Genomic DNA, 19,090 nt, shown 5'->3' with positions numbered 1-19,090 from the left:
GACGAGGTGATTCGATGCTGGTCGGAGTGCTGAAGGAGGCCACCCCCGGCGAAACCAGGGTGGCCGCGACGCCCGCGACGGTGGCCCAGCTGCTCAAGCTGGGGTACGAGGTCGTGGTGGAGCCGGGCGCCGGGGAGCTGGCGAGCTTCTCCGACGAGGCGTACGCCGAAGCCGGCGCCTCGATCGGGAACGCCGTGCAGGCGGAAATCGTCCTGGGGGTGAACGCGCCGGCCAAGGAGCAGCTGGACGCGATGAAACCGGGCGCGACGCTGATCAGCCTGCTGGCCCCGGCCCTGAACAACGAGCTGGTCGACGACCTGGCGAAGCGGCCCATCACGGCGATGGCGATGGACGCGGTGCCGCGGCTCTCGCGGGCCCAGTCGCTGGACGTGCTGTCGTCGATGGCCAACATCGCCGGGTACCGCGCGGTGGTCGAGGCGGCACACACGTTCGGCCGGTTCTTCACCGGGCAGGTCACGGCCGCGGGCAAGGTGCCCCCGGCGAAGGTCCTCGTCGTCGGCGCGGGCGTGGCCGGTCTGGCCGCCATCGGCGCGGCGGGCAGCCTGGGCGCGGTGGTGCGCGCGACCGACCCGCGGCCCGAGGTGGCCGACCAGGTCGCCTCGCTGGGCGGGGAGTACCTGTCCATCGAGGCGCCCGACGTCGAGGTCTCGTCCACGGGCTACGCCAAGGAGATGAGCGACGACTACAAGGCCCGCGAGCGGCAGCTGTACGAGGAGCAGTGCCGCGACGTGGACATCATCATCACCACCGCGCTGATCCCTGGGAAGCCGGCGCCGAGGATCATCACCGCCGACATGGTCGCCTCGATGCGGCCGGGCAGCGTGATCGTGGACATGGCCGCGGCCAACGGCGGCAACGTCGAGGGCACGGTCGCCGGCAAGGCCGTCACCACGGACAACGGGGTGACGATCCTCGGCTACACCGACCTGCCCGGGCGGTTGCCTGCGCAGTCGTCGCAGCTGTATGGCACGAACCTGGTCAACCTGATGAAGCTGGTGACGCCGGGCAAGGACGGCACGCCGGTGTTCGACCTGGAGGACATCGTCATCCGGTCGATGACCGTGGTCCGGGAGGGCGAGCTGCTGTGGCCGCCGCCCCCGGCGCAGGTGTCGGCGGCCCCGGCGCAGGCCGCGCCGAAGGCCGTCGCCAAGGAGCCGGAGCCGGAACAGAAGAAGCTGTCCCCGGCCGCGCGGATCGGGCTGGTCGCGGCGGCGGGCGCATTGCTGTTCCTGCTGGTCGCGGCGTCGCCGCCGGCGTTGCAGGGGCACCTGACGGTGTTCGCGATGGCGGTGGTGATCGGCTTCTACGTGATCGGGCACGTGCACCACGCGCTGCACACGCCGCTGATGTCGGTGACCAACGCGATCTCCGGGATCATCGTGGTCGGCGCGCTGTTGCAGCTCGGGCACGGCGGCGGGGCGGTGACCTGGCTGGCGTTCGCGGCGGTCCTGCTCGCCTCGATCAACATCTTCGGCGGGTTCGCCGTCACCCGGCGCATGCTCTCGATGTTCTCCCGCAGCTGAGCCCGATCAGGAGACCTGAACTCATGACTCTCGACACGATCGCGCAGGCGGCCTACCTGGTCGCCGCGTTGTTGTTCATCCTGGCGCTGGCGGGGCTGTCCAAGCACGAGACCGCCAAAACCGGCAACGGGTTCGGCATCGCCGGCATGGTCGTCGCGCTGGCCGCGACGATCGCGCTGGCCGTGCACCGCGACATCTCCACCCTCGGCGTGGTGCTGCTGGTGGTGGCGATGGTGCTCGGCGCCGCCGTCGGCCTGCAGCGCGCCCGCGTGGTGCAGATGACCGGCATGCCCGAGCTGATCGCGCTGCTGCACTCCTTCGTCGGTCTGGCCGCGGTGCTGGTCGGCTGGAACGGCTACCTGGAGGTCGAAGCGCATCCCGAGGGCGCCGAGGCGCGGACGCTCGCGGCGCTCGGACTCGGCGGGATCCACTCGGCCGAGGTGTTCGTCGGCGTGTTCATCGGCGCGGTGACGTTCACCGGGTCGATCGTCGCGTTCCTGAAGCTGTCGGCGCGGATCAACTCGAAGCCGTTGATGCTGCCCGGCAAGAACTTCCTCAACCTCGGCGCGCTGGCGGTGTTCGTCGCGCTGACGGTGTGGTTCGTCATCGACCCGCGGCTGTGGCTGCTCGTCGTGGTCACCGCGGTGGCGCTCGCGCTGGGCTGGCATCTGGTCGCCTCGATCGGCGGCGGGGACATGCCGGTGGTGGTGTCGATGCTGAACAGCTACTCCGGCTGGGCGGCCGCCGCGAGCGGGTTCCTGCTGGAGAACAACCTGCTCATCGTCACCGGCGCGCTGGTCGGCTCCTCCGGTGCCTACCTGTCCTACATCATGTGCAAGGCGATGAACCGCTCGTTCATCTCGGTGATCGCCGGCGGGTTCGGCCTGGAGAACACTGCGGCCGGGTCCGATGTCGACTACGGCGAGCACAAGGAGATCACCGCCGACGGCGCGGCCGAACTGCTCGCCGACGCGAGCAGCGTGATCATCACCCCCGGCTACGGCATGGCCGTCGCGCAGGCCCAGCACGGCGTCGCCGAGCTGACCCGGCGGCTGCGGGACCGCGGGGTCGAGGTCCGGTTCGGCATTCACCCGGTCGCCGGCCGCCTGCCCGGGCACATGAACGTGCTCCTCGCCGAGGCCAAGGTGCCCTACGACATCGTGCTGGAGATGGACGAGATCAACGACGACTTCGCCGACACCGACGTCGTCCTCGTCATCGGCGCCAACGACACGGTCAACCCGGCCGCGGCCGAGGACCCCGGCTCGCCGATCGCCGGCATGCCGGTGCTGCGCGTGTGGGAGGCCCGCAACGTCGTGGTGTTCAAGCGGTCGATGTCCTCGGGTTACGCGGGCGTGCAGAACCCGCTCTTCTTCCGCGACAACTCCGCCATGCTCTTCGGCGACGCGAAGGAACGGGTCGAGGACCTGCTGCGGGCACTGCCCGCCCCGAGCACGGCCGGGGCCGGGGCCCGCGCCGGGAACTGAGAACGGCGAAAGCGCTTCCCCGGCGGGCCCGCCGCACGTGGTCCGCCGGGGAAACGCCCGGGTAACAGACCAAGGCCGATCACCCGGTTGATCTACCCACCTGCTATGTTCGCGCTCCCCACCGTCGAGAACTCCACAAGGACAACGACATGGAAACCGAGAGCGACCAGCACGCTGCTTCAACCGACGTGATAAGCAGCGCGGCGCACGCCGCCCGCCTGGTCATGTTGGACACCATGGACGAGAAGATCCGGTACGCGTGCGAGACACTGGGTGAGCCGTCGACCTCCGACGTGCTGGCCTTCCTGGTGACCTACGGCGTGGTCACCAACCCCAAGCGCGAGCGCGCCGCGGTCGCGGAGAAGGTCGGCAAGTGGCGGGAGGAGCGCGGGCTCGGCGACACCGGGGACCTGCCGAGGCTGTCGGTGAAGATGCTGGCCGAGCTGGACGGCCGCAAGGAAGCCGACGCGGCCGCCGAGGCGGAGCCGCAGGGCGACGAGACCGACACGCCCACCGGGGAGATCACGGAGACCGCCGAGGCGGCCAAGCCGGCGAAGCGCAAGTCGCCGGAGGGGTCGCGCGGCTTCTACCTGGTGGCGTTCATGTCGCTGCTGGTCTCGGTGGACACCTCGTGGCGCTTCTTCGGGGAGAAGCTCGGGATCACCAACGTCTACGAGCGCGCCGCGATGTTCGCCGTGGTCGAGGTCGCGCTGATCGCGTGCGGGTTCGCGATGCGCGCCGAGATCCGCAGCCCCAAGGGCAAGCCGGGCCCGGCCCGGCTGATCCTGTGGGCGCTGTGCGCGGCGTCCGGCTACATGGCCTTCGACCTGGCCGGCCCGGTGTCCGGCCTGGCGCGGGTCACCCTCGGCCCGGTCCTCGGTGTGGTCATGCTGCACCTGGCCCTGGGCATCGAGCTGCGGCACACCCGCGCCCGCGTCACCACCTGGTCGCGGGTCAGCCGTGAGCTCAAGGAGCGCTTCCTCTCCCGCCTCGGCCTCGGCGACGACGAGCGCGACGCGCTGGCCCGGACCCGGGACCGCGCCGCCCGCCGCGCCGCGCACCTGGCCCGCGCGTCCTGGTTCACGCCGTTCCGCAAGACCCGGCTGGACCGGGCCCTGCGGGCGGCCAACGCCGCGCACGACGACCGGATGCGCGCCCGGCTGATGGCGGAGCTGGCCGCGGTCCAGCACGCCGATGAGCTGCGCAGGCTCGACCTGGCCTCGCCGTGGTCGGACTCGCTGTCCAACAGCCTGAAGTTCCTCAAGCGCTGACAACTCGTCCCGTCCGGAAACGGCCGCGTGCCGCCACGAGATCGTGGTAGCACGCGGCCGTTCCGCTGTGGACGGTCAGCGGCCGGGGCGGAAGACCGCTGTCCTTCTTGGGCTTGAACAGGTCGTGCCCGTTCGCGCCCGTCGAGCGGCAGCGTGCGCGTGACCCCGTGCCGGGTCAGTCGCCCGCGCCGACCTCGACCACCTCGCCGGGGAACTCGTGGCCCAGCGGGGCTCCTGGCGATGTTCCTGCCCAGCGGGCCAGCCCCGCGCTCGCGGAAGACCCGGAGGGCCGCCGGAGCTTGCCTGGGCAAACAGTCCGATTTATAGTCCCGCGATGGCAAGGGCCTCCGCCGTCCATCTGGTCAATCTGGACCTCAACCTGCTCGTGGTGCTGCGCGAGCTCCTGCGCGAACGCAACGTCACCCGCGCGGCGGCGCGCCTCGGCGTGACGCAGCCCGCGGTGAGCGCGTCGCTGGCGCGGTTGCGCCGCCACTTCGACGACGACCTGCTGGTGCGCAGCGGCAACGGCTACGTGCTGTCCCCGCTGGCCGCGCAGCTGACCGATCAGGTCGAGGCGATCTGCGGCGCCACCGAACGCCTCTTCGGCACCGGCCACGACTTCGATCCGGGCGTCTCCGGCCGCGAGTTCACGGTGTTCATGGCCGACTACACGATCGAGGTGCTGGGCTCCCGGCTGTCCGCGGTCCTGGCCGAGCAGGCGCCCGGCGTGCAGCTGCACGTCCGGCTGGTCCGCGAGGCGTTCGCCAGGGACATCGGGGGCACGATCCGCCTCATCGACGGCCTGGTCGCGCCCCCGGCCAGCCGGTTCGACCTGCCTGACGTGCGGTCGGTGGAGTTGTTCACCGAGCGGTGGGTGTGCGTCGTCGACGCCGCGAACCCGCATGTGACCGGGGACGAGCTGAGCCTGGCGCAGCTGGCGGAGATGACCTGGGTCGCGCCGTTCCAGCCCGACCGCGGGTTCGCCCCGGCCGCGCCGATGAGCCGCCAGCTGGTGTTGTTCGGCATCCAGCCACGCATCCGCGTCCGGGTGGAGAGCTACCAGGCGGTGCCGCACTTCGTGGCGGGCACCGACCGGGTGGCGCTGCTGCAGGAACGGCTCGCCCGGCGCGTCGCTCCCCGGCTCGGCCTGCGGGTCCTGCCGTGCCCTGGCGATCCGGAGCCGATCGTGGAGCGGTTCTGGTGGCACACCGACTACGACGGCGACCCCGCCCACCGCTGGTTCCGCGAGGTCCTGGTGTCGCTGGCCGCCGGTATCTGAACCACCATCAGCGCTGTTTATGCCCGCGCAGCACGATCTTCTATTTCCGGCCGCCCGGCGCACCCGCTTAGCGTGTGATCCATGCCGCACCCCCTCACCGAGCTCAAGGTCCACACGGTCCGCAAACCCCCCGGGCCCGCCACGCACCACGTCACCGCCGACGTCTGCGTGGTCGGCGCCGGGATCGCCGGCCTGTCCGCCGCCGTCGAATCCGCCCGCCTGGGGCGCTCGGTGGTCCTCGTCGACGCGCTGCCGGTGCTCGGCGGCCAGATGGTCAACTCGCTGATCGGCCTGTTCTGCGGGGTCTTCGGGAACGCTCCCGGCTACCGCCAGCTCACCCACGGGATCTTCGACGACATCTTCCGCGACCTGGACGCCACGGGCGACCTGTTCTACAACCGCCGGCACACGATCACCGTCGGCTACGACGAGGTCGCGCTGGGCCGGTGGGTCGAGAACACCGTGCGCGAGCACGGCATCCAGGTGATCACCGGCGCCTCGATCACCGGTGTGCACCGCGACGGGGAACGGATCGAGTCGGTCACCGTCGCGACCCGGTACGGCTCCGTCGAGGTCGGCGCGGTCGGCTTCGTCGATGCCAGCGGCGACGCCTCCCTGGTGTGGGAGGCGGGGCTGCCGTGCCGGCTGCCGGAGCGCGAGATCTACGGCTCCCAGCAGCTGGTCGTCGAGCACGTGGACGAGGACGGCACGCCGGACCCGGACGTGCTGGCCGAGCGGGTCGGCGCCAAGGCCGCGGAGTACGGCCTGCGCCGCCACGACGGGCTCGCGTTCTACTTCCCCGGCCGGGGCACCGCCGTGCTCAACATGACCCACATCGAGGCGCCGCTGGACCCGATCGCCGCCGCGCGCGCCCAGCTCGACGGCAAGGCGCAGGCCGACCGGGTCGTGGCGTTCCTGCGCACCGAGTTCCCGGAAGCGTTCGCCCGGGCCCGGGTGCGGGCCTACGGGTTCCCCGGGCGGCGTCAGACCCGCTGGGCGCAGGGCGCCCACCAGCTGACGCTGGACGAGGTGCGGTCCGGGAAACGCTTTCCCGACGCGGTCGCGCGCACCGCGTGGCCGGTCGAGCTGCACGACAGCCCGGAGGGCTACGTGTGGGAGACGTTCGGGCCGGACCACGTGCACTACGTGCCGCTGCGCGCGATGACGCCGCCGGAGGCGCACAACGTCCTGGTCGCCGGCCGCTGCGTCGACGGCGACGCGGCCGCCCTGTCGAGCATCCGGGTCATGGGCCCGTGCGGGGCGATGGGCATGGCGGCCGCGCACGCGCTGGACCTCGCGGGCAAGGACAGCGTGCACGACATCGACCACGGCGATCTCGCCGCCCGGTTGTCCGCCAACCTCGACGGCTGAGGAGGACAGAACCCTTGGTACGCAGCGACTTCCCGCCCGGCACCGTGCGCTGGGCGACCCGGCGCGCCCAGTGGCGCGCGCTCGGCCTCACCGACGACGACCTCCGGAAACCCAAGATCGCGGTGGTCAACTCCTCGTCGGACCTGGCCATCTGTTTCAGCCACCTGGACGAGATCGCCGCGCGGATCAAGAAGGGCATCGCCGCGGCGGGCGGTCTCGCGTTCGAGGTGCGCACGACCGCGCCCAGCGACTTCATCCACTCCGCGGGCCACGGCGGCGGCTACATCCTGTCCGCCCGCGATCTCATCGTCAACGACATCGAGGTCGCCGTCGAGGGCGCCCAGCTGGACGGCATGATCTGCCTGGCCAGCTGCGACAAGACCGCACCGGCGCAGCTGATGGCCGCCGGGCGGCTGGACATCCCCACGCTGCTCGTCGCGTGCGGCTACCAGCCCAGCGGGTGCTTCCGCGGCGGGCACTGCGACATCGAGGAGGTGTTCCTGCACGCCTGCGGGTCGTCCACAGTGGACGAGCTGACCGAGATGAGCGACGTCGCCGTCGGCGGGCCCGGGGTGTGCCCGGGCATGGGCACCGCGAACTCGATGCACATCGTCGCCGAGGCCCTCGGCATGGCGCTGCCCGGGACCACCCCGGTGGCGGCGAATTCGCCCGCGATGTGGGCCGCCGCCGACGACGCCGCCGCCCGGATCGTCGAGATGGTCGGTGAGGACCTGCGTCCGCGCGCCGTCCTCACCGAGGCGGCCTTCCGCAACGCGGTCCGGGTGACCCTGGCGGTCGGCGCGTCGATCAACACCGTCAAGCACCTCCAGGCCGTCGCGGCCGAGTCCGAAGTGGACGTCGACGTCCTCGGCCTGTACGCCGAGCTCGGCCCTGCCACACCGGTCCTGTCCGCCGTGCGGCCCAACGGCCCGCACACCATCGAGCAGTTCGAAGCCGCGGGCGGCGCGGCAGCCGTGATGCGCGCGCTCGGCGACCTGATCGACCCGTCGCCGGTGACGGTGACCGGCGCCACCGTGGGCGAGAACCTGGCCCCGGTCACCGTGGCCGATCCGGAGGTCATCCGCCCACGCGACCGGCCGTTCACCGGCCAGCCGCTGATCGTGGTCCTGCGTGGTTCCCTCGCCCCTTCCGGCGGCATCGTCAAGCTCGCCGTCGGCGACGAGCGGCCGGCCGCCTTCACCGGCCCCGCCCGCTGCTTCGAGTCGCAGGAGGACGCCGTGGCCGCGCTCGCGGACGGGCGGATCGCGCCCGGCGACGTCGTGATCGTCCGCGGGCTGGGCCCGCGTGGCCGCCCCGGCATGGGCATGGCCTCGCAGATCGTGTTCGCGCTCGACCGCGCCGGGCTCACCGGCCGGGTCGCGGTCGTCACCGACGGCCAGCTCTCCGGCCTGGTCAACCGCGGCATCGTGGTCGGCGAGGTGCGCCCCGAGGCCGCCGACGGCGGACCGCTCGCGCTCGCCCGCGACGGCGACACCGTCCACATCGACCTGCCCCGCCGGGTCTGCGACCTGCGGGTCGCCCCGGCCGAACTCGCCACCCGAAACCCCCAGCCGGCCCGGGACCACGAGGAGACCGGCTGGCTGTCCGTCTACCGCCGGACCGTGCGTCCCCTCGACGACGGCGCCGTGCTCCGTCCCTGACCTCACCCCGACAGGAGGCCGCAATGGCGCTGCCCGAAGTTCCCCCGTCCACCGCCATCGGCGAAGCCGACCAGCGACGGTCCGCCCGCGGCGGGGCGTTCTCGATGTTCGTCGACAGTTTCGACGTGTATCTGCCCGCGCTGGTCCTGCCCGCGGCGATGGCCTACTTCATGCCGCCCGACCTGCCCGCGTCGGTGCGCGCCACGTTCACCACCCTGCTGTTCACGGTCGGGCTGGTCGGCCGCCCGATCGGCAGCGTGATCTTCGGCAACCTCTCCGACCGCATCGGCCGCAAGCCGGTCACCATGATCAGCGGCTGGGGTTTCACCATCGTCACCCTGCTGATCGGCCTGCTGCCCGGGTACGGGTCCTGGGGCTACGGCGCGATCGCCGTGTTCGCGGCGCTCCGGCTGATCGGCGGGATCTTCCTCGCCGGCGGGTACGCCGCGCCGATCCCGCTCGCGCTGGAACAGGCGCCACCCGGCCGTCGCGGTCGCGTGGGCGGTCTCATCGGCATCGGCGCCCCGGCGTCGTTCCTGGTGATCAACACGCTTCTGCTCGGCATGCTCGACGTGCTCCCGCACAGCGGTTTCCTCTCCTGGGGCTGGCGGATCCCGTTCTTCCTCGGCTTCGCGCTCGGGGTGGCGTACCTGATGCACTACCGCCACGTCGTCGAGGACGACTCCGCGCGCACCGCCCGTCGGGGCGCCCGTCAGCCGGTGGTCGAGCTGTTCACCGCGCACCGGGCGCTGATCTTCAGCGTGTTCCTGTTCACCTGCGGCTACTGGTTCGCCACCCAGATGTCGGTGTCGTTCCTGCCGACGCTGCTCGTGCAGGTGCTCGACCAGAGCCCGCGGCTGTCGTCGGCCGTGGAGATCATCGGGTCGGTCTGCTCGATCGTGCTGATCATGGTGCTGGCCGCGGCCGGGCAGCGGTTCGGGCGGCGGGCGCTGCTGATGCGGTGGGCGCTGGTGCTGGCGTTCGTGGTCGGCGGCGCGTTCGCGCTGCTGGTCGTCGCCGCCCGGGCGGGCGCTCCGGTGTGGCTGATCGCGCTCATCGCGGTGGTGGCGAAGGTGCTGCCGTCGGCGCCGCTGGGCGTCATCCTGGTCTACCTCAACGAGCGGTTCCCCGCCTCGGTGCGGGCCAGCGGGTACGGGATCGGTTACATGTTCGGCCTGATCCTGCCCGGCCTCTACACCGTGTGGCTGCTCGCGTTGTCCGCGATCATGCCGTACGAGTTCACCCCGATCGTGCTGATCGTGTTCGGCGGCCTGCTGATGTTCGCGGCGGTGCGCCGCGGGCCGGAGACGAACCCGATGGGGCAACACGCGCCCGTCGTCGCGAGCGAGGTGGTTCGGTGATCCTCACCGAGGAGGAGAAGGCCATGCGCGACGGCGCCGAGGGCCCGGCCGTCGCGGCCGCGATGGACCTGCTCATCCGGTACGGCGACGCGCTGGGCGCCCAGCGGCTGTGCGACACCCGCAACGTGGCGGGCACCAGCACCCAGCCCTCGCCGCTGAAGGCGAAGCTGGTGGCCGAGGGCGGCTGGCACAAGGCGTTCGCCGTGCTCAACCTCGACTGCGACGATCCGGTCGAGATCCCGGACATGCGGGTGCCGACCTGCCAGCTGCAGCAGGGTTTCGGACCGGACTCGGCCGGCGTGGTGCCGTATCCGAAGGAGTTCGTGGAGCTGCAGAGCGACGCCGAGGCCTTCTACGGCCGGCGGGGCGTGAACATCCTGGCCACCTGCACGCCCTACCAGGTGGGCAACCTGCCGGTGCGCGGCGAGCACTGCGCGTGGATGGAGTCCTCCGCGGTGGTCTACTGCAACTCGGTGCTGGGCGCCCGGACCAACTGCGAGGGCGGCACGTCCACCGGGGCGGCGTCGCTGACCGGGAAGATCCCGTGCTGGGGCAACCACCTCGCGGAGAACCGGTTCGGCACCCACCACATCCGCGTCGAATCCGGAGTGCGCGACTTCCTCGACTGGGGCATGCTCGGGTACTTCGCCGGGGAGCTGGTGCAGGACCAGCGGCCGGTGGTCACGGGCGAGTTCACGCGGCCGGATCTTGTGGACCTCAAGCACTTCGGCGCGGCGGCGGCGTCCTCCGGCGGCGTGGAGCTCTACCACCTGCCCGGGATCACGCCGGAGGCGCCGACCGTGGAAGCGGCCTTCGACGGCCCCGTCCCCGACGCCGTCGTCTACGGCCCCCGCGAGCGGCGGGCCATCTACGAGAAGCTCAACGACCAGGGCCGGTCCACCGACGTCGACTTCGTGCTGCTCGGCTGCCCGCACGCCTCGATCGACCAGATCCGCGCCGCGGCGCGGGCGCTGGACGGCAGGCGCCTGCACTCGGGCACCCAGCTGTGGATCATGGCGCCGCGGGCGCTCAAGGCGGTGGCCGACCGCAGCGGCTACACCGCCGTGATCGAGAAGGCGGGCGGCAAGCTGCTGGCCGACTCGTGCCCGGCGATGTCGCGGGTGGCGCCGCCGGGCACGAAGGTGTTCGCCACCGACTCCGCCAAGCAGGCCCACTACCTGCCCGCGATTCTCGGTATCGAGGCGTGGTTCGGGTCGCTGGAGGACTGCGTGGACGCGGCGGTCACCGGGCGCTGGCGGGGTGGGCTGCGATGATCACGTTGCGCGGCCGGACCGTCGTGCGCGGCGTGGTCGAGGGCGAGGCGCTGGTGTCGCACGAGACGATCTCCGGCTGGGGCGGCATCGACCCCGCCACCGGCACGATCATCGAGCGCAGGCACGAGCTGTGCGGGGTGTGCTTCACCGGGAAGATCCTGGTCTTCCCCGGCGCGAAGGGCTCGTCCGGCTGGTCGGGTTTCTTCCAGTCCACCCGGCTGCTGGGCACCGCCCCGGCGGGCATGATCTTCACGGTGACCACGACGAAGGCCGCGCTGGGCGCCGTCGTCACCCGGGTCCCCACGCTGAGCGACCTCGACCAGGACCCGGTCGCGGTGATCCGCACCGGCGACCACCTCCGCCTCGACGCCGACCGCGGGATCGTGGAGATCACCCGGGGGTGAGGGCCGGCCGCCCGCGCACCGATGAGGTTTCCGCAGCGCGTCCGTCTGTACCGGTGAGACTCACGGGAGGCTGGCGCGATGCCGAAACTGACCTTTGCCATGAACGTGACCGTGGACGGCTACATCGCCGCGCCGGGCGACGACCTGGGCTGGAGTGGGGGTGAGGGACCGGACTCGTCGCCGGGCGACGAGCTGTTCCAGTGGTGGTCCGACCGGGTGGCGGCGACGGGCCTGTCGCTGTACGGGCGCAAGCTGTGGGAGGAGATGAGTTCCCACTGGCCGACCGCCGACGAGCAGCCCGGCGCCACACCGGCGGTGATCGAGTTCGCCCGCCGCTGGCGGGACATGCCGAAGGTGGTGTTCTCCTCGACGATCGACCAGGTCGGCTGGAACACCCGCCTGGTCACCGGCGACGCGGTCACCGAGATCACTCGGCTCAAGGCCGCGGACGCCGGCCCGATGGACGTCGGCGGCGCGACGCTCGCCGCGGCGGCCATGCGGGCCGGGCTGATCGACGAGTACGTCCTGGTCACCCATCCGGTGCTGGTCGGCGGCGGCACGCCGTTCTTCGCCGCGCTGGACAGCTGGGTGAACCTGTGCCTGGTGGAGACCCGGACGTTTCCCGGTGGCGTGGTGCTGACCCGGTACGAGACGAGGTGATCACAGTGCCGGGGGCAGGTCCAGCCAGGGTGTGCCGGTGGCGTCGAATCCGGTGAGCTCGGCGATCTCGCCGTCGACGATGTGCAGTAAGGCGATGGCGAAGAGCCGGTGTTCCGGGTGGCCGGGGGTGCGCAGGTAGAGTGCGGCGGCGGGCATGCGGTTGACGGTCGTGGCGATACCGCGCCAGTCGTCGTGGCCGGGCTGGAAGAGCCCGCCGGAGATCCAGCCGTCCACCGCGTGCTTGGCGGTCGTGGTCACGGTGCCCGGGTCGGGGAGCATCGCGAAGCGCAGGTCGTCGCGCAGCAGGGACGTCAGAGCGTCGAGGTCGTTGCGCTGGTGGGCGTCGATGTAGGACTTCACCACGCCGCGTTCGTCGCTGGACAGCTCGTGGGTGGCGGGGCTGCGCCAGTCGAGGCGGCGGCCGGGAAGCTGCGCGCGCATCGTCACGCGGGCGCGTTGCAGTGCGCTGGTCGTCGAGGCGACGGTCAGTTCGAGGGCCTCGGCGGTCTTCGGCGCCGGCCAGCCGAGGACGTCGCGCAGGATGAACACCACCCGCTGCCGCGGCGGCAGGTGCTGGACGGCGACGATGAACGCCAGCTCGATCGTCTCCCGCGCCACCGCCGAGTCCTGCGGGTCCTCGGGCAGCATCCGGTCGGGGTAGGGCTGCAGGTAGGGCAGCTCGGAGTCGGGGAGCCCGGACGGCACGGGTGTGCGGTTGTCGCGCTTGCCCAGGAAGTCGAGGCAGGCGTTCGTCGCGATCCGGTACAGCCAGGTCCGCAGCGTGGCGTGGCCCTGGAACGACTCCCGCTTGTGCCACGCGCGCAGGAACGTCTCCTGCGTCAGGTCCTGGGCGTCCTCGTAGTTGGCGAGCATCCGGTAGCAGTGCACCTGCAGCTCACGCCGGTGGCGCTCGGTGATGAGCGCGAACCGCGCCGCATCGCCCGAGCGGGCCGCCGCGATGAACGTGGCCTCGTCGGCGCCGAGCGGTCGAGCGTCGGTCATGGTCGCCAATCCTTCCACGAGGGGGTCACCAGAACCGACGACGTGGCAGAGGATTTCTGATCGGCGCCAGCGATGTTGCGGATCTTTGACGAGCGTCACCAGTGCGCTAGTCTCGGAGCATGTCCGGGGTGGCCGCGTTCCGATTCACCGACGATCAGCGGGAGTACCAGCGCTGGGTGCGCGACGCCGCCACCGGCAAGCTCGCCCCGCGCGGGACCGGGCGGGTGGACCGGGAGCTCGTCCGCACCCTGGGGGAGCTGGGGCTGCTCCGGGGACTGTTCGGCGGGGGCGCCGAACCCACGGACGCGGCCGCGGTGCAACTGTGCCTGTTGCGGGAGACGATCGCCCAGATCAGCACCGAGGCGGAGACCGCGCTGGCCCTGCAGGGGCTGGGCAGCTACCCGATCCTGCAGTCCGGTTCGGCCGAGCTGCGGACCCGCTGGATCCCCGCGGTGATCTCCGGCGAGGCCGTCGCCGCGTTCGCGCTGACCGAAGCCGGCGCGGGGTCGGACGCCGCGGCCCTGCGGCTGCGCGCCGAGCGCGACGGGGACGGCTGGGTGCTCACCGGCGAAAAGCTCTGGATTTCCAACGCTCCCGACGCCGACATCTACACGGTGTTCGCCCGCACCACCCCGGACGCCGGCGCCCGTGGGGTCACTGCCTTCGCCGTCCCCGGTGCCAGCGCGGGATTGTCCGGCGAGCCGCTGGACATGCTGTCGCCGCACCCGATCGGCCGGCTGGTGTTCGACGGGGTGCGGGTTCCCGCGGACGCCGTGCTCGGTGAGGTCGACCGCGGCTTCGCCGTCGCCATGCGCACGCTGGACCTGTTCCGGCCCAGCGTCGGCGCGTTCGCGGTGGGGATGGCGCAGGCAGCGCTGGACGCGACCGTCACCCACGTCCGCGAGCGCCAGGTGTACGGCGCGCCGCTGGCGAGCCAGCAGGCCGTGGCGCACCGCATCGCCGACCTGGCCACCGAACTCGAAGCGGCCCGCCTGCTCGTCTACGCCGCGGCCGCCGCCTACGACGACGGCGGCGAGCCGGAGCAGCAGTCCCGGCGGTCGGCCATGGCGAAGCTGTACGCCACCGAGGCCGCGCAGCGGATCGTCGACGGCTGCGTGCAGCTGCACGGTGCGGCCGCCCTGCGGCATGGGCACCCGCTCGAACACCTCTACCGCGACGTCCGGGCGCTGCGCATCTACGAAGGCGCCTCCGAGGTCCAGCGTTCCATCATCGCGCGCAACCTGATCGGCAGGGAGTACACCCGATGACCTACCGCTTCCACGCCTCGCCGCGGCTCACCGAGGACTGGCGGCACTTCCGGTTCGGCAAGGCCGACGGGGTGGCGACGGTGACGCTGGACCGGCCGGAGAAGCTCAACCCGCTGACCTTCGAAAGCTATGCCGACCTGCGTGACCTGCTCGCTGAGCTGCCGCACCACCAGGACGTGCGGGTGCTGGTGATCCGCGGCGAGGGCCGGGGTTTCTGCGGCGGCGGCGACGTCGAGGAGATCATCGGCGAGCTGATCAACATGGAACCACGCGACCTGATGCGGTTCACCAAGATGACCGGCGCGGTGATCCGGGCCATGCGGGAGTGCCCGATCCCGATCATCACCGCCGTCCACGGCATCGCGGCCGGAGCCGGCGCCGTCGTCGCGCTCGCCTCCGACTTCCGCGTCGTGAGCACCTCCGGGCGGTTCGCGTTCCTGTTCACCAAGGTCGGGTTGTCCGGTGGGGACATGGGCGCGGCCTACCTGCTGCCGCGCGTGGTCGGCCTGGGCCGGGCCACCGAACTGCTGATGCTCGGCGACACGATCGACGCCGAGACGGCCGACCGCTACGGCCTGGTGTCGCGGCTGGTCGCCGACGCCGACCTGGACACCACCGTCGCCGAACTCGCCCGCAGGCTCGCCGACGGCCCGGCACTCGCCCTCGCGCAGACCAAGTCGCTGCTGACCGCCGAACTGGACATGTCGATCTCGGCGTCGATGGAACTGGACGCGATGACCCAGGCCCTGCTGATGACCACCCGCGACCACGCCGAATTCCACGCCGCCTTCACCGAACGCCGCCCGCCGCGGTGGGAGGGGCGGTGAGGGTCGCGCTCGTCACCGGCGCCGGCCGTGGCATCGGTCGCGCGATCGCGCGGCGGCTCAGCGCCGAAGGCTGCCGGGTCGCGCTGGTGGCGCGCAACCGCGAGCAGCTCGACGAAACCGCTGCCGAGTGTGCCGGTCAGGTGCACGTGATTCCCGCGGACGTCACCGACGCGGACGCCGCCGAGCGTGTGCACGGCGAGGTCGAACAGCGGTGGGGTCCGGTGGAGATCCTCGTCGCCAACGCCGGCGCTGGCCACTCCGCCCGCCTGGAGCGCACCACCGACGCCGACTGGCAGCGGATGCTGGACCTCAACCTGACCGCGCCGTTCCGGTTCGTGCGGCGGTCGGTGCCGTCGATGCGCGCCGCGGGGTGGGGGCGGATCGTCGTCATGGCCTCCACGGCCGCGCGGCTCGGCGAGCCCTACATCGCCGCCTACACCGCCAGCAAGCACGGCGTGCTGGGCCTGGTGCGGGCCGCGGCGGCGGAACTGGCCCGCACCGGCGTGACGGTGAACGCCGTCTGCCCCGGCTACGTGGACACGCCGATGACCGAGCAGACGATCGCCACCATCGTGGCCACGACCGGGCGCAGTGCCGCCGAAGCGCGGGAGACGCTGGCGCGCAAGCAGCCGATCGGCCGGCTGATCCAGCCGGACGAGGTGGCCGAGGCGGTGTGGTTCTGCGTGCGGTCCGGCGCGGTGACCGGGCAGGCGATCCAGGTGGACGGAGGTGCGGAGCAGTGAGCGTGCAGCGGGTGAATCCGCCGGAGCTGGCGCCGCCGCGGGGGTTCTCCCACGCGGTGGTCGCGACTGGCACCACGGTTTTCCTGGCCGGGCAGACCGCGCTCGACGCCGACGGCCGGATCGTCGGCGGCACCGTGGTCGAGCAGTTCGAGCGGGCGTTGTCGAACCTGCTCGGCGCGCTGCGCGCCGCCGGTGGCGCGCCGGACCGCCTGGTCAGCCTCACGGTCTACGCCACCGATCTGGCCGGCTACCGGGCGCACGCCCGCGAGATCGGCGAGGTGTGGCGGCGCCTGGCCGGCACCGACTACCCGGCCATGGCCGCGATCGGCGTGTCCCGGTTGTGGGACGCCGAGGCGCTGGTGGAGGTGCAGGGCTTCGCCGTCGTCTGAGGCGGTCAGGCCGCCGCGCGCAGCGATTCGACGTAGTCGTGCGCGGGGCCGGCCAGCCTGCGCTGCAGCTCGAAGAAGGTGTCCGCCGCCCGGATGCCGATCCAGTCCGGCGGCAGCACGTCGAGCGGCAGCCCGGGCTCCAGGTAGGGCAGGCGGCGCCAGTCGGTGAGCGCGCCGACGTAGTCGGCGAACGCGCGGGCGCCGTCGATGCGGCGGCGCCGCCGGCAGCCGGCCAGGACCGGCCCGTGCTGGGTCAGGAACGCGTCGTAAAGCTCGCGCAGGCGATCCAGGTCCCACCAGTCGCGCACGCGGTCCGCGGTCGCGGCGAAGCCCGCGTGATCGGCCCGGAACAGCTCGACGTAGCCCTGCAGCCCTTGCCGGGCCAGGGTTTCGCGGGTCTCGTCGAGCAGGTGCGCCGGGGCGATCCACACCCCGGCCGACACGGTCCCGAACCCGAGCCAGGACAGCCGGGAGCGCAGCTGATGGCGTTTGTCGCGTTCGGACTCCGGCACGCTGAACACCACCATCAGCCAGCCCTCGTCCGCACTCGCGCGGCGGCGCTCGAAGATGCGGCGGTCGCCTTCGTCGAGGATTTCCCGTGCGGTGTCGGACAGTTCGTACCCGGCGACGCCCCCGACCTTCGCCGCGGTCAGCAGTCCCCGCCGCTTGAGGCGGAAGATCGACGAGCGCACCGAGGGCTCGTCCACGCCGCATTGCGCCAGCAACTGGATCAGCGAGGCGACGCTCATCCAGCCGCCCGCCTCCCGGGCGTAGAGGCCGTAGACGGTGACGATCAGCGCGCGTGGTTTCGGCGCGCGGTCCTCGGGATCGGCAGGCACGCGGGGCAGCTTATCGGGTGCGCCGCTTTCTGACGATTGCTTGACTGTCGTCACGAAGAGAGAATACTTGGCGTATGACCACCGTGGGTCCGGGGCTCAGCCCCTCCGCTCATGTCGACACCTTCTGCCGGGACCACCTCCCGCCGGCGCGGTTGTGGCCCGAACTCCTCCTCGACTTGCCGTACCCGCAACGGCTGAACTGCGGGGCCGAGCTGCTCGACGCGGTGATCGCCGAGCACGGGCCGGACCGCAGGTGCCTGCTCACCACCTACGGCCGGGCCTGGACCTACGGCGAGCTGCGCGACCAGGTCGACCGCACGGCGTGGGTGCTCACCGAGCAGCTCGGCGTCGTGCCCGGCCGGCGCGTGCTGCTGCGTGGCCCCAACACGCCGGCGCTCGCCGCGTGCTGGCTCGCCGTGATGAAGGCCGGCGCGGTCGCCGTGCCCACCATGCCCCTGCTCCGCTCGGCCGAGCTCACCACCATCGCCGAGATCAGCCAGGTCGGCCTCGCCCTGTGCGACGCGCGCTTCACCGACGAACTGCTCGCCGCGGACCTGCGCGGCGCGCCCGTGATCACCTACGGCACGGCGGCCCCGGACGATCTGGACGCGCGCACCCGCGGCGCGCCCGCCGGGTTCACCGCCGTCGACACCGCGGCCGACGACGTCGCCCTGCTGGCCTTCACCTCGGGCACCACGGGACGGCCGAAGGCCACCATGCACTTCCACCGCGACATCCTCGCGATCGCCGACACGTTCTCCCGGCACGTCCTCAAACCGCGCCCGGACGACCTGTTCACGGGGACGCCGCCGCTGGCCTTCACCTTCGGTCTCGGCGGGCTGCTCGTCTTCCCGCTGCGCGCCGGCGCGGCCACGCTCCTGATCGAAAAGGCGACACCGGACCAGCTCGCGGACGCGATCGAGGCCCACGAGGTCACCGTCTGCTTCACCGCCCCCACGGCCTACCGCTCCATGCTGCGCTCCGGTCGCGTGCGGGCGCTGAGCCGGTTGCGCCGCGCGGTGTCGGCGGGGGAGCACCTGCCCGAGTCGACCTGGCGGGCCGTGCACGAGGCGACCGGACTGGCGCTCATCGACGGCATCGGCTCCACCGAGATGCTGCACATCTTCGTCTCCGCCGCCGACGAGGACATCCGGCCGGGCGCGACCGGCCGCGCCGTCCCCGGCTACCGGGCCGCCATCCTCGACGACCATGGCGAGCCGTTGCCACCCGGCACTCCCGGCCGTCTCGCCGTGCAGGGCCCGACCGGCTGCCGCTACCTCGCCGACGACCGGCAGGCCGCCTACGTGCAGAACGGCTGGAACATCACCGGCGACACGTTCGTCGCCGACTCCGACGGCTACTTCCACTACCTGGCGCGCAACGACGACATGATCGTCTCCGCCGGCTACAACATCGCCGGCCCCGAGGTCGAGGAAGCGCTGCTCGCGCACGACGTCGTGCAGGAATGCGGGGTGGTCGGCGCACCGGACGAGGAACGCGGGCAGATCGTCAAGGCGTTCGTGGTCCTGCAACCGGGCGTCGCGGGCGACGGGGACCTGGTGGGCGAGCTCCAGGCGTTCGTCAAGCAGCGCATCGCCCCGTTCAAGTACCCGCGGGCCGTGGAGTTCGTGGACAGCCTGCCACGCAGCGCGACCGGAAAGCTTCAGCGGTTCAAGCTGCGGCAGCGCGCCGCCGCGCAGACCGGGTGAG

At 72.1% G+C, this 19,090-nt stretch carries 17 protein-coding genes; 15 read left to right on the top strand and 2 right to left on the bottom strand.

Going from position 1 to position 19,090, the window contains the following annotated elements:
• The first annotated feature begins 14 nt into the window (after window positions 1-14).
• The 10 genes from AMETH_RS18455 (at window position 15) to AMETH_RS18410 (ending at window position 12,312) form a co-directional block, all read left to right on the top strand.
• Window positions 15-1,544 (top strand): Re/Si-specific NAD(P)(+) transhydrogenase subunit alpha, encoded by a 1,530-nt coding sequence (locus tag AMETH_RS18455; RefSeq protein WP_017982609.1) that lies wholly within the window; start codon window positions 15-17, stop codon window positions 1,542-1,544.
• Between the two features lie 23 nt (window positions 1,545-1,567).
• Complete coding sequence (gene pntB / locus AMETH_RS18450) at window positions 1,568-3,031, top strand: Re/Si-specific NAD(P)(+) transhydrogenase subunit beta (protein WP_017982608.1); 1,464 nt, start codon at window positions 1,568-1,570, stop codon at window positions 3,029-3,031.
• 149 nt (window positions 3,032-3,180) lie between these two features.
• Window positions 3,181-4,302: a hypothetical protein gene (locus AMETH_RS18445; protein WP_017982607.1), complete on the top strand. Its 1,122-nt coding sequence runs from the start codon at window positions 3,181-3,183 to the stop codon at window positions 4,300-4,302.
• A gap of 334 nt (window positions 4,303-4,636) precedes the next feature.
• Entirely contained in the window at window positions 4,637-5,581 is a 945-nt protein-coding gene (locus AMETH_RS18440; protein WP_017982606.1) for a LysR family transcriptional regulator, read from the top strand.
• A gap of 81 nt (window positions 5,582-5,662) precedes the next feature.
• Window positions 5,663-6,952 (top strand): FAD-dependent oxidoreductase, encoded by a 1,290-nt coding sequence (locus AMETH_RS18435; protein WP_017982605.1) that lies wholly within the window; start codon window positions 5,663-5,665, stop codon window positions 6,950-6,952.
• Window positions 6,953-6,966: 14 nt separating this feature from the next.
• Entirely contained in the window at window positions 6,967-8,613 is a 1,647-nt protein-coding gene (gene ilvD / locus AMETH_RS18430; RefSeq protein ID WP_017982604.1) for a dihydroxy-acid dehydratase, read from the top strand.
• 23 nt (window positions 8,614-8,636) lie between these two features.
• Complete coding sequence (locus AMETH_RS18425) at window positions 8,637-9,974, top strand: MFS transporter (protein WP_017982603.1); 1,338 nt, start codon at window positions 8,637-8,639, stop codon at window positions 9,972-9,974.
• Complete coding sequence (locus AMETH_RS18420; RefSeq protein ID WP_017982602.1) at window positions 9,971-11,248, top strand: aconitase X; 1,278 nt, start codon at window positions 9,971-9,973, stop codon at window positions 11,246-11,248. Before AMETH_RS18425 ends, AMETH_RS18420 begins: the two co-directional genes overlap by 4 nt.
• On the top strand, window positions 11,245-11,652 hold the full coding sequence (locus tag AMETH_RS18415; protein WP_017982601.1) for an aconitase X swivel domain-containing protein: 408 nt from the start codon (window positions 11,245-11,247) through the stop codon (window positions 11,650-11,652). The genes AMETH_RS18420 and AMETH_RS18415 overlap by 4 nt, the downstream gene beginning before the upstream one ends.
• A 78-nt stretch (window positions 11,653-11,730) precedes the next feature.
• On the top strand, window positions 11,731-12,312 hold the full coding sequence (locus tag AMETH_RS18410; protein ID WP_026153144.1) for a dihydrofolate reductase family protein: 582 nt from the start codon (window positions 11,731-11,733) through the stop codon (window positions 12,310-12,312).
• Here AMETH_RS18410 and AMETH_RS18405 read toward each other — a convergent pair whose 3' ends face one another.
• Complete coding sequence (locus AMETH_RS18405; RefSeq protein WP_017982599.1) at window positions 12,313-13,314, bottom strand: RNA polymerase subunit sigma-70; 1,002 nt, start codon at window positions 13,312-13,314, stop codon at window positions 12,313-12,315.
• A gap of 119 nt (window positions 13,315-13,433) precedes the next feature.
• On the opposite strand from AMETH_RS18405, the gene AMETH_RS18400 reads away from it, so the two are divergent.
• The 4 genes from AMETH_RS18400 to AMETH_RS18385 are packed head-to-tail and all read left to right on the top strand — an operon-like array spanning window position 13,434 to window position 16,541.
• Window positions 13,434-14,582 carry an acyl-CoA dehydrogenase family protein gene (locus AMETH_RS18400; protein WP_017982598.1) on the top strand — a complete coding sequence of 383 codons (1,149 nt, stop codon included), beginning with the start codon at window positions 13,434-13,436 and terminating at the stop codon, window positions 14,580-14,582.
• Window positions 14,579-15,409 (top strand): enoyl-CoA hydratase family protein, encoded by an 831-nt coding sequence (locus AMETH_RS18395; RefSeq protein WP_017982597.1) that lies wholly within the window; start codon window positions 14,579-14,581, stop codon window positions 15,407-15,409. The genes AMETH_RS18400 and AMETH_RS18395 overlap by 4 nt, the downstream gene beginning before the upstream one ends.
• Complete coding sequence (locus AMETH_RS18390; protein WP_017982596.1) at window positions 15,406-16,152, top strand: SDR family NAD(P)-dependent oxidoreductase; 747 nt, start codon at window positions 15,406-15,408, stop codon at window positions 16,150-16,152. Before AMETH_RS18395 ends, AMETH_RS18390 begins: the two co-directional genes overlap by 4 nt.
• On the top strand, window positions 16,149-16,541 hold the full coding sequence (locus tag AMETH_RS18385) for a RidA family protein (RefSeq protein WP_017982595.1): 393 nt from the start codon (window positions 16,149-16,151) through the stop codon (window positions 16,539-16,541). The genes AMETH_RS18390 and AMETH_RS18385 overlap by 4 nt, the downstream gene beginning before the upstream one ends.
• Before the next feature lie 5 nt (window positions 16,542-16,546).
• On the opposite strand, the gene AMETH_RS18380 is transcribed toward AMETH_RS18385, so the two are convergent.
• Complete coding sequence (locus tag AMETH_RS18380; protein WP_017982594.1) at window positions 16,547-17,380, bottom strand: PaaX family transcriptional regulator; 834 nt, start codon at window positions 17,378-17,380, stop codon at window positions 16,547-16,549.
• Between the two features lie 74 nt (window positions 17,381-17,454).
• Between AMETH_RS18380 and AMETH_RS18375 the strand changes: the two genes are divergently transcribed.
• Window positions 17,455-19,089, top strand: coding sequence for an AMP-binding protein (locus AMETH_RS18375; RefSeq protein WP_017982593.1), 1,635 nt, complete (start codon window positions 17,455-17,457; stop codon window positions 19,087-19,089).
• The last annotated feature ends 1 nt before the right edge of the window (window position 19,090 follow it).

The organism is Amycolatopsis methanolica 239, assembly GCF_000739085.1.
Classification (GTDB): Bacteria; Actinomycetota; Actinomycetes; order Mycobacteriales; family Pseudonocardiaceae; genus Amycolatopsis_E; species Amycolatopsis_E methanolica.
The sequence above is the reverse complement of the archived record's forward strand: the minus strand, read 5'-3'. Positions and strand labels throughout refer to the sequence as shown.

Coding starts and splice junctions, on each gene's coding strand:
- AMETH_RS18455 (WP_017982609.1), top strand. CDS start 15: ATGCTGGTCGGAGTGCTGAAGGAGGCCACCCCCGGCGAAACCAGGGTG.
- pntB (WP_017982608.1), top strand. CDS start 1,568: ATGACTCTCGACACGATCGCGCAGGCGGCCTACCTGGTCGCCGCGTTG.
- AMETH_RS18445 (WP_017982607.1), top strand. CDS start 3,181: ATGGAAACCGAGAGCGACCAGCACGCTGCTTCAACCGACGTGATAAGC.
- AMETH_RS18440 (WP_017982606.1), top strand. CDS start 4,637: ATGGCAAGGGCCTCCGCCGTCCATCTGGTCAATCTGGACCTCAACCTG.
- AMETH_RS18435 (WP_017982605.1), top strand. CDS start 5,663: ATGCCGCACCCCCTCACCGAGCTCAAGGTCCACACGGTCCGCAAACCC.
- AMETH_RS18425 (WP_017982603.1), top strand. CDS start 8,637: ATGGCGCTGCCCGAAGTTCCCCCGTCCACCGCCATCGGCGAAGCCGAC.
- AMETH_RS18415 (WP_017982601.1), top strand. CDS start 11,245: ATGATCACGTTGCGCGGCCGGACCGTCGTGCGCGGCGTGGTCGAGGGC.
- AMETH_RS18410 (WP_026153144.1), top strand. CDS start 11,731: ATGCCGAAACTGACCTTTGCCATGAACGTGACCGTGGACGGCTACATC.
- AMETH_RS18405 (WP_017982599.1), bottom strand. CDS start 13,314: ATGACCGACGCTCGACCGCTCGGCGCCGACGAGGCCACGTTCATCGCG.
- AMETH_RS18400 (WP_017982598.1), top strand. CDS start 13,434: ATGTCCGGGGTGGCCGCGTTCCGATTCACCGACGATCAGCGGGAGTAC.
- AMETH_RS18395 (WP_017982597.1), top strand. CDS start 14,579: ATGACCTACCGCTTCCACGCCTCGCCGCGGCTCACCGAGGACTGGCGG.
- AMETH_RS18375 (WP_017982593.1), top strand. CDS start 17,455: ATGACCACCGTGGGTCCGGGGCTCAGCCCCTCCGCTCATGTCGACACC.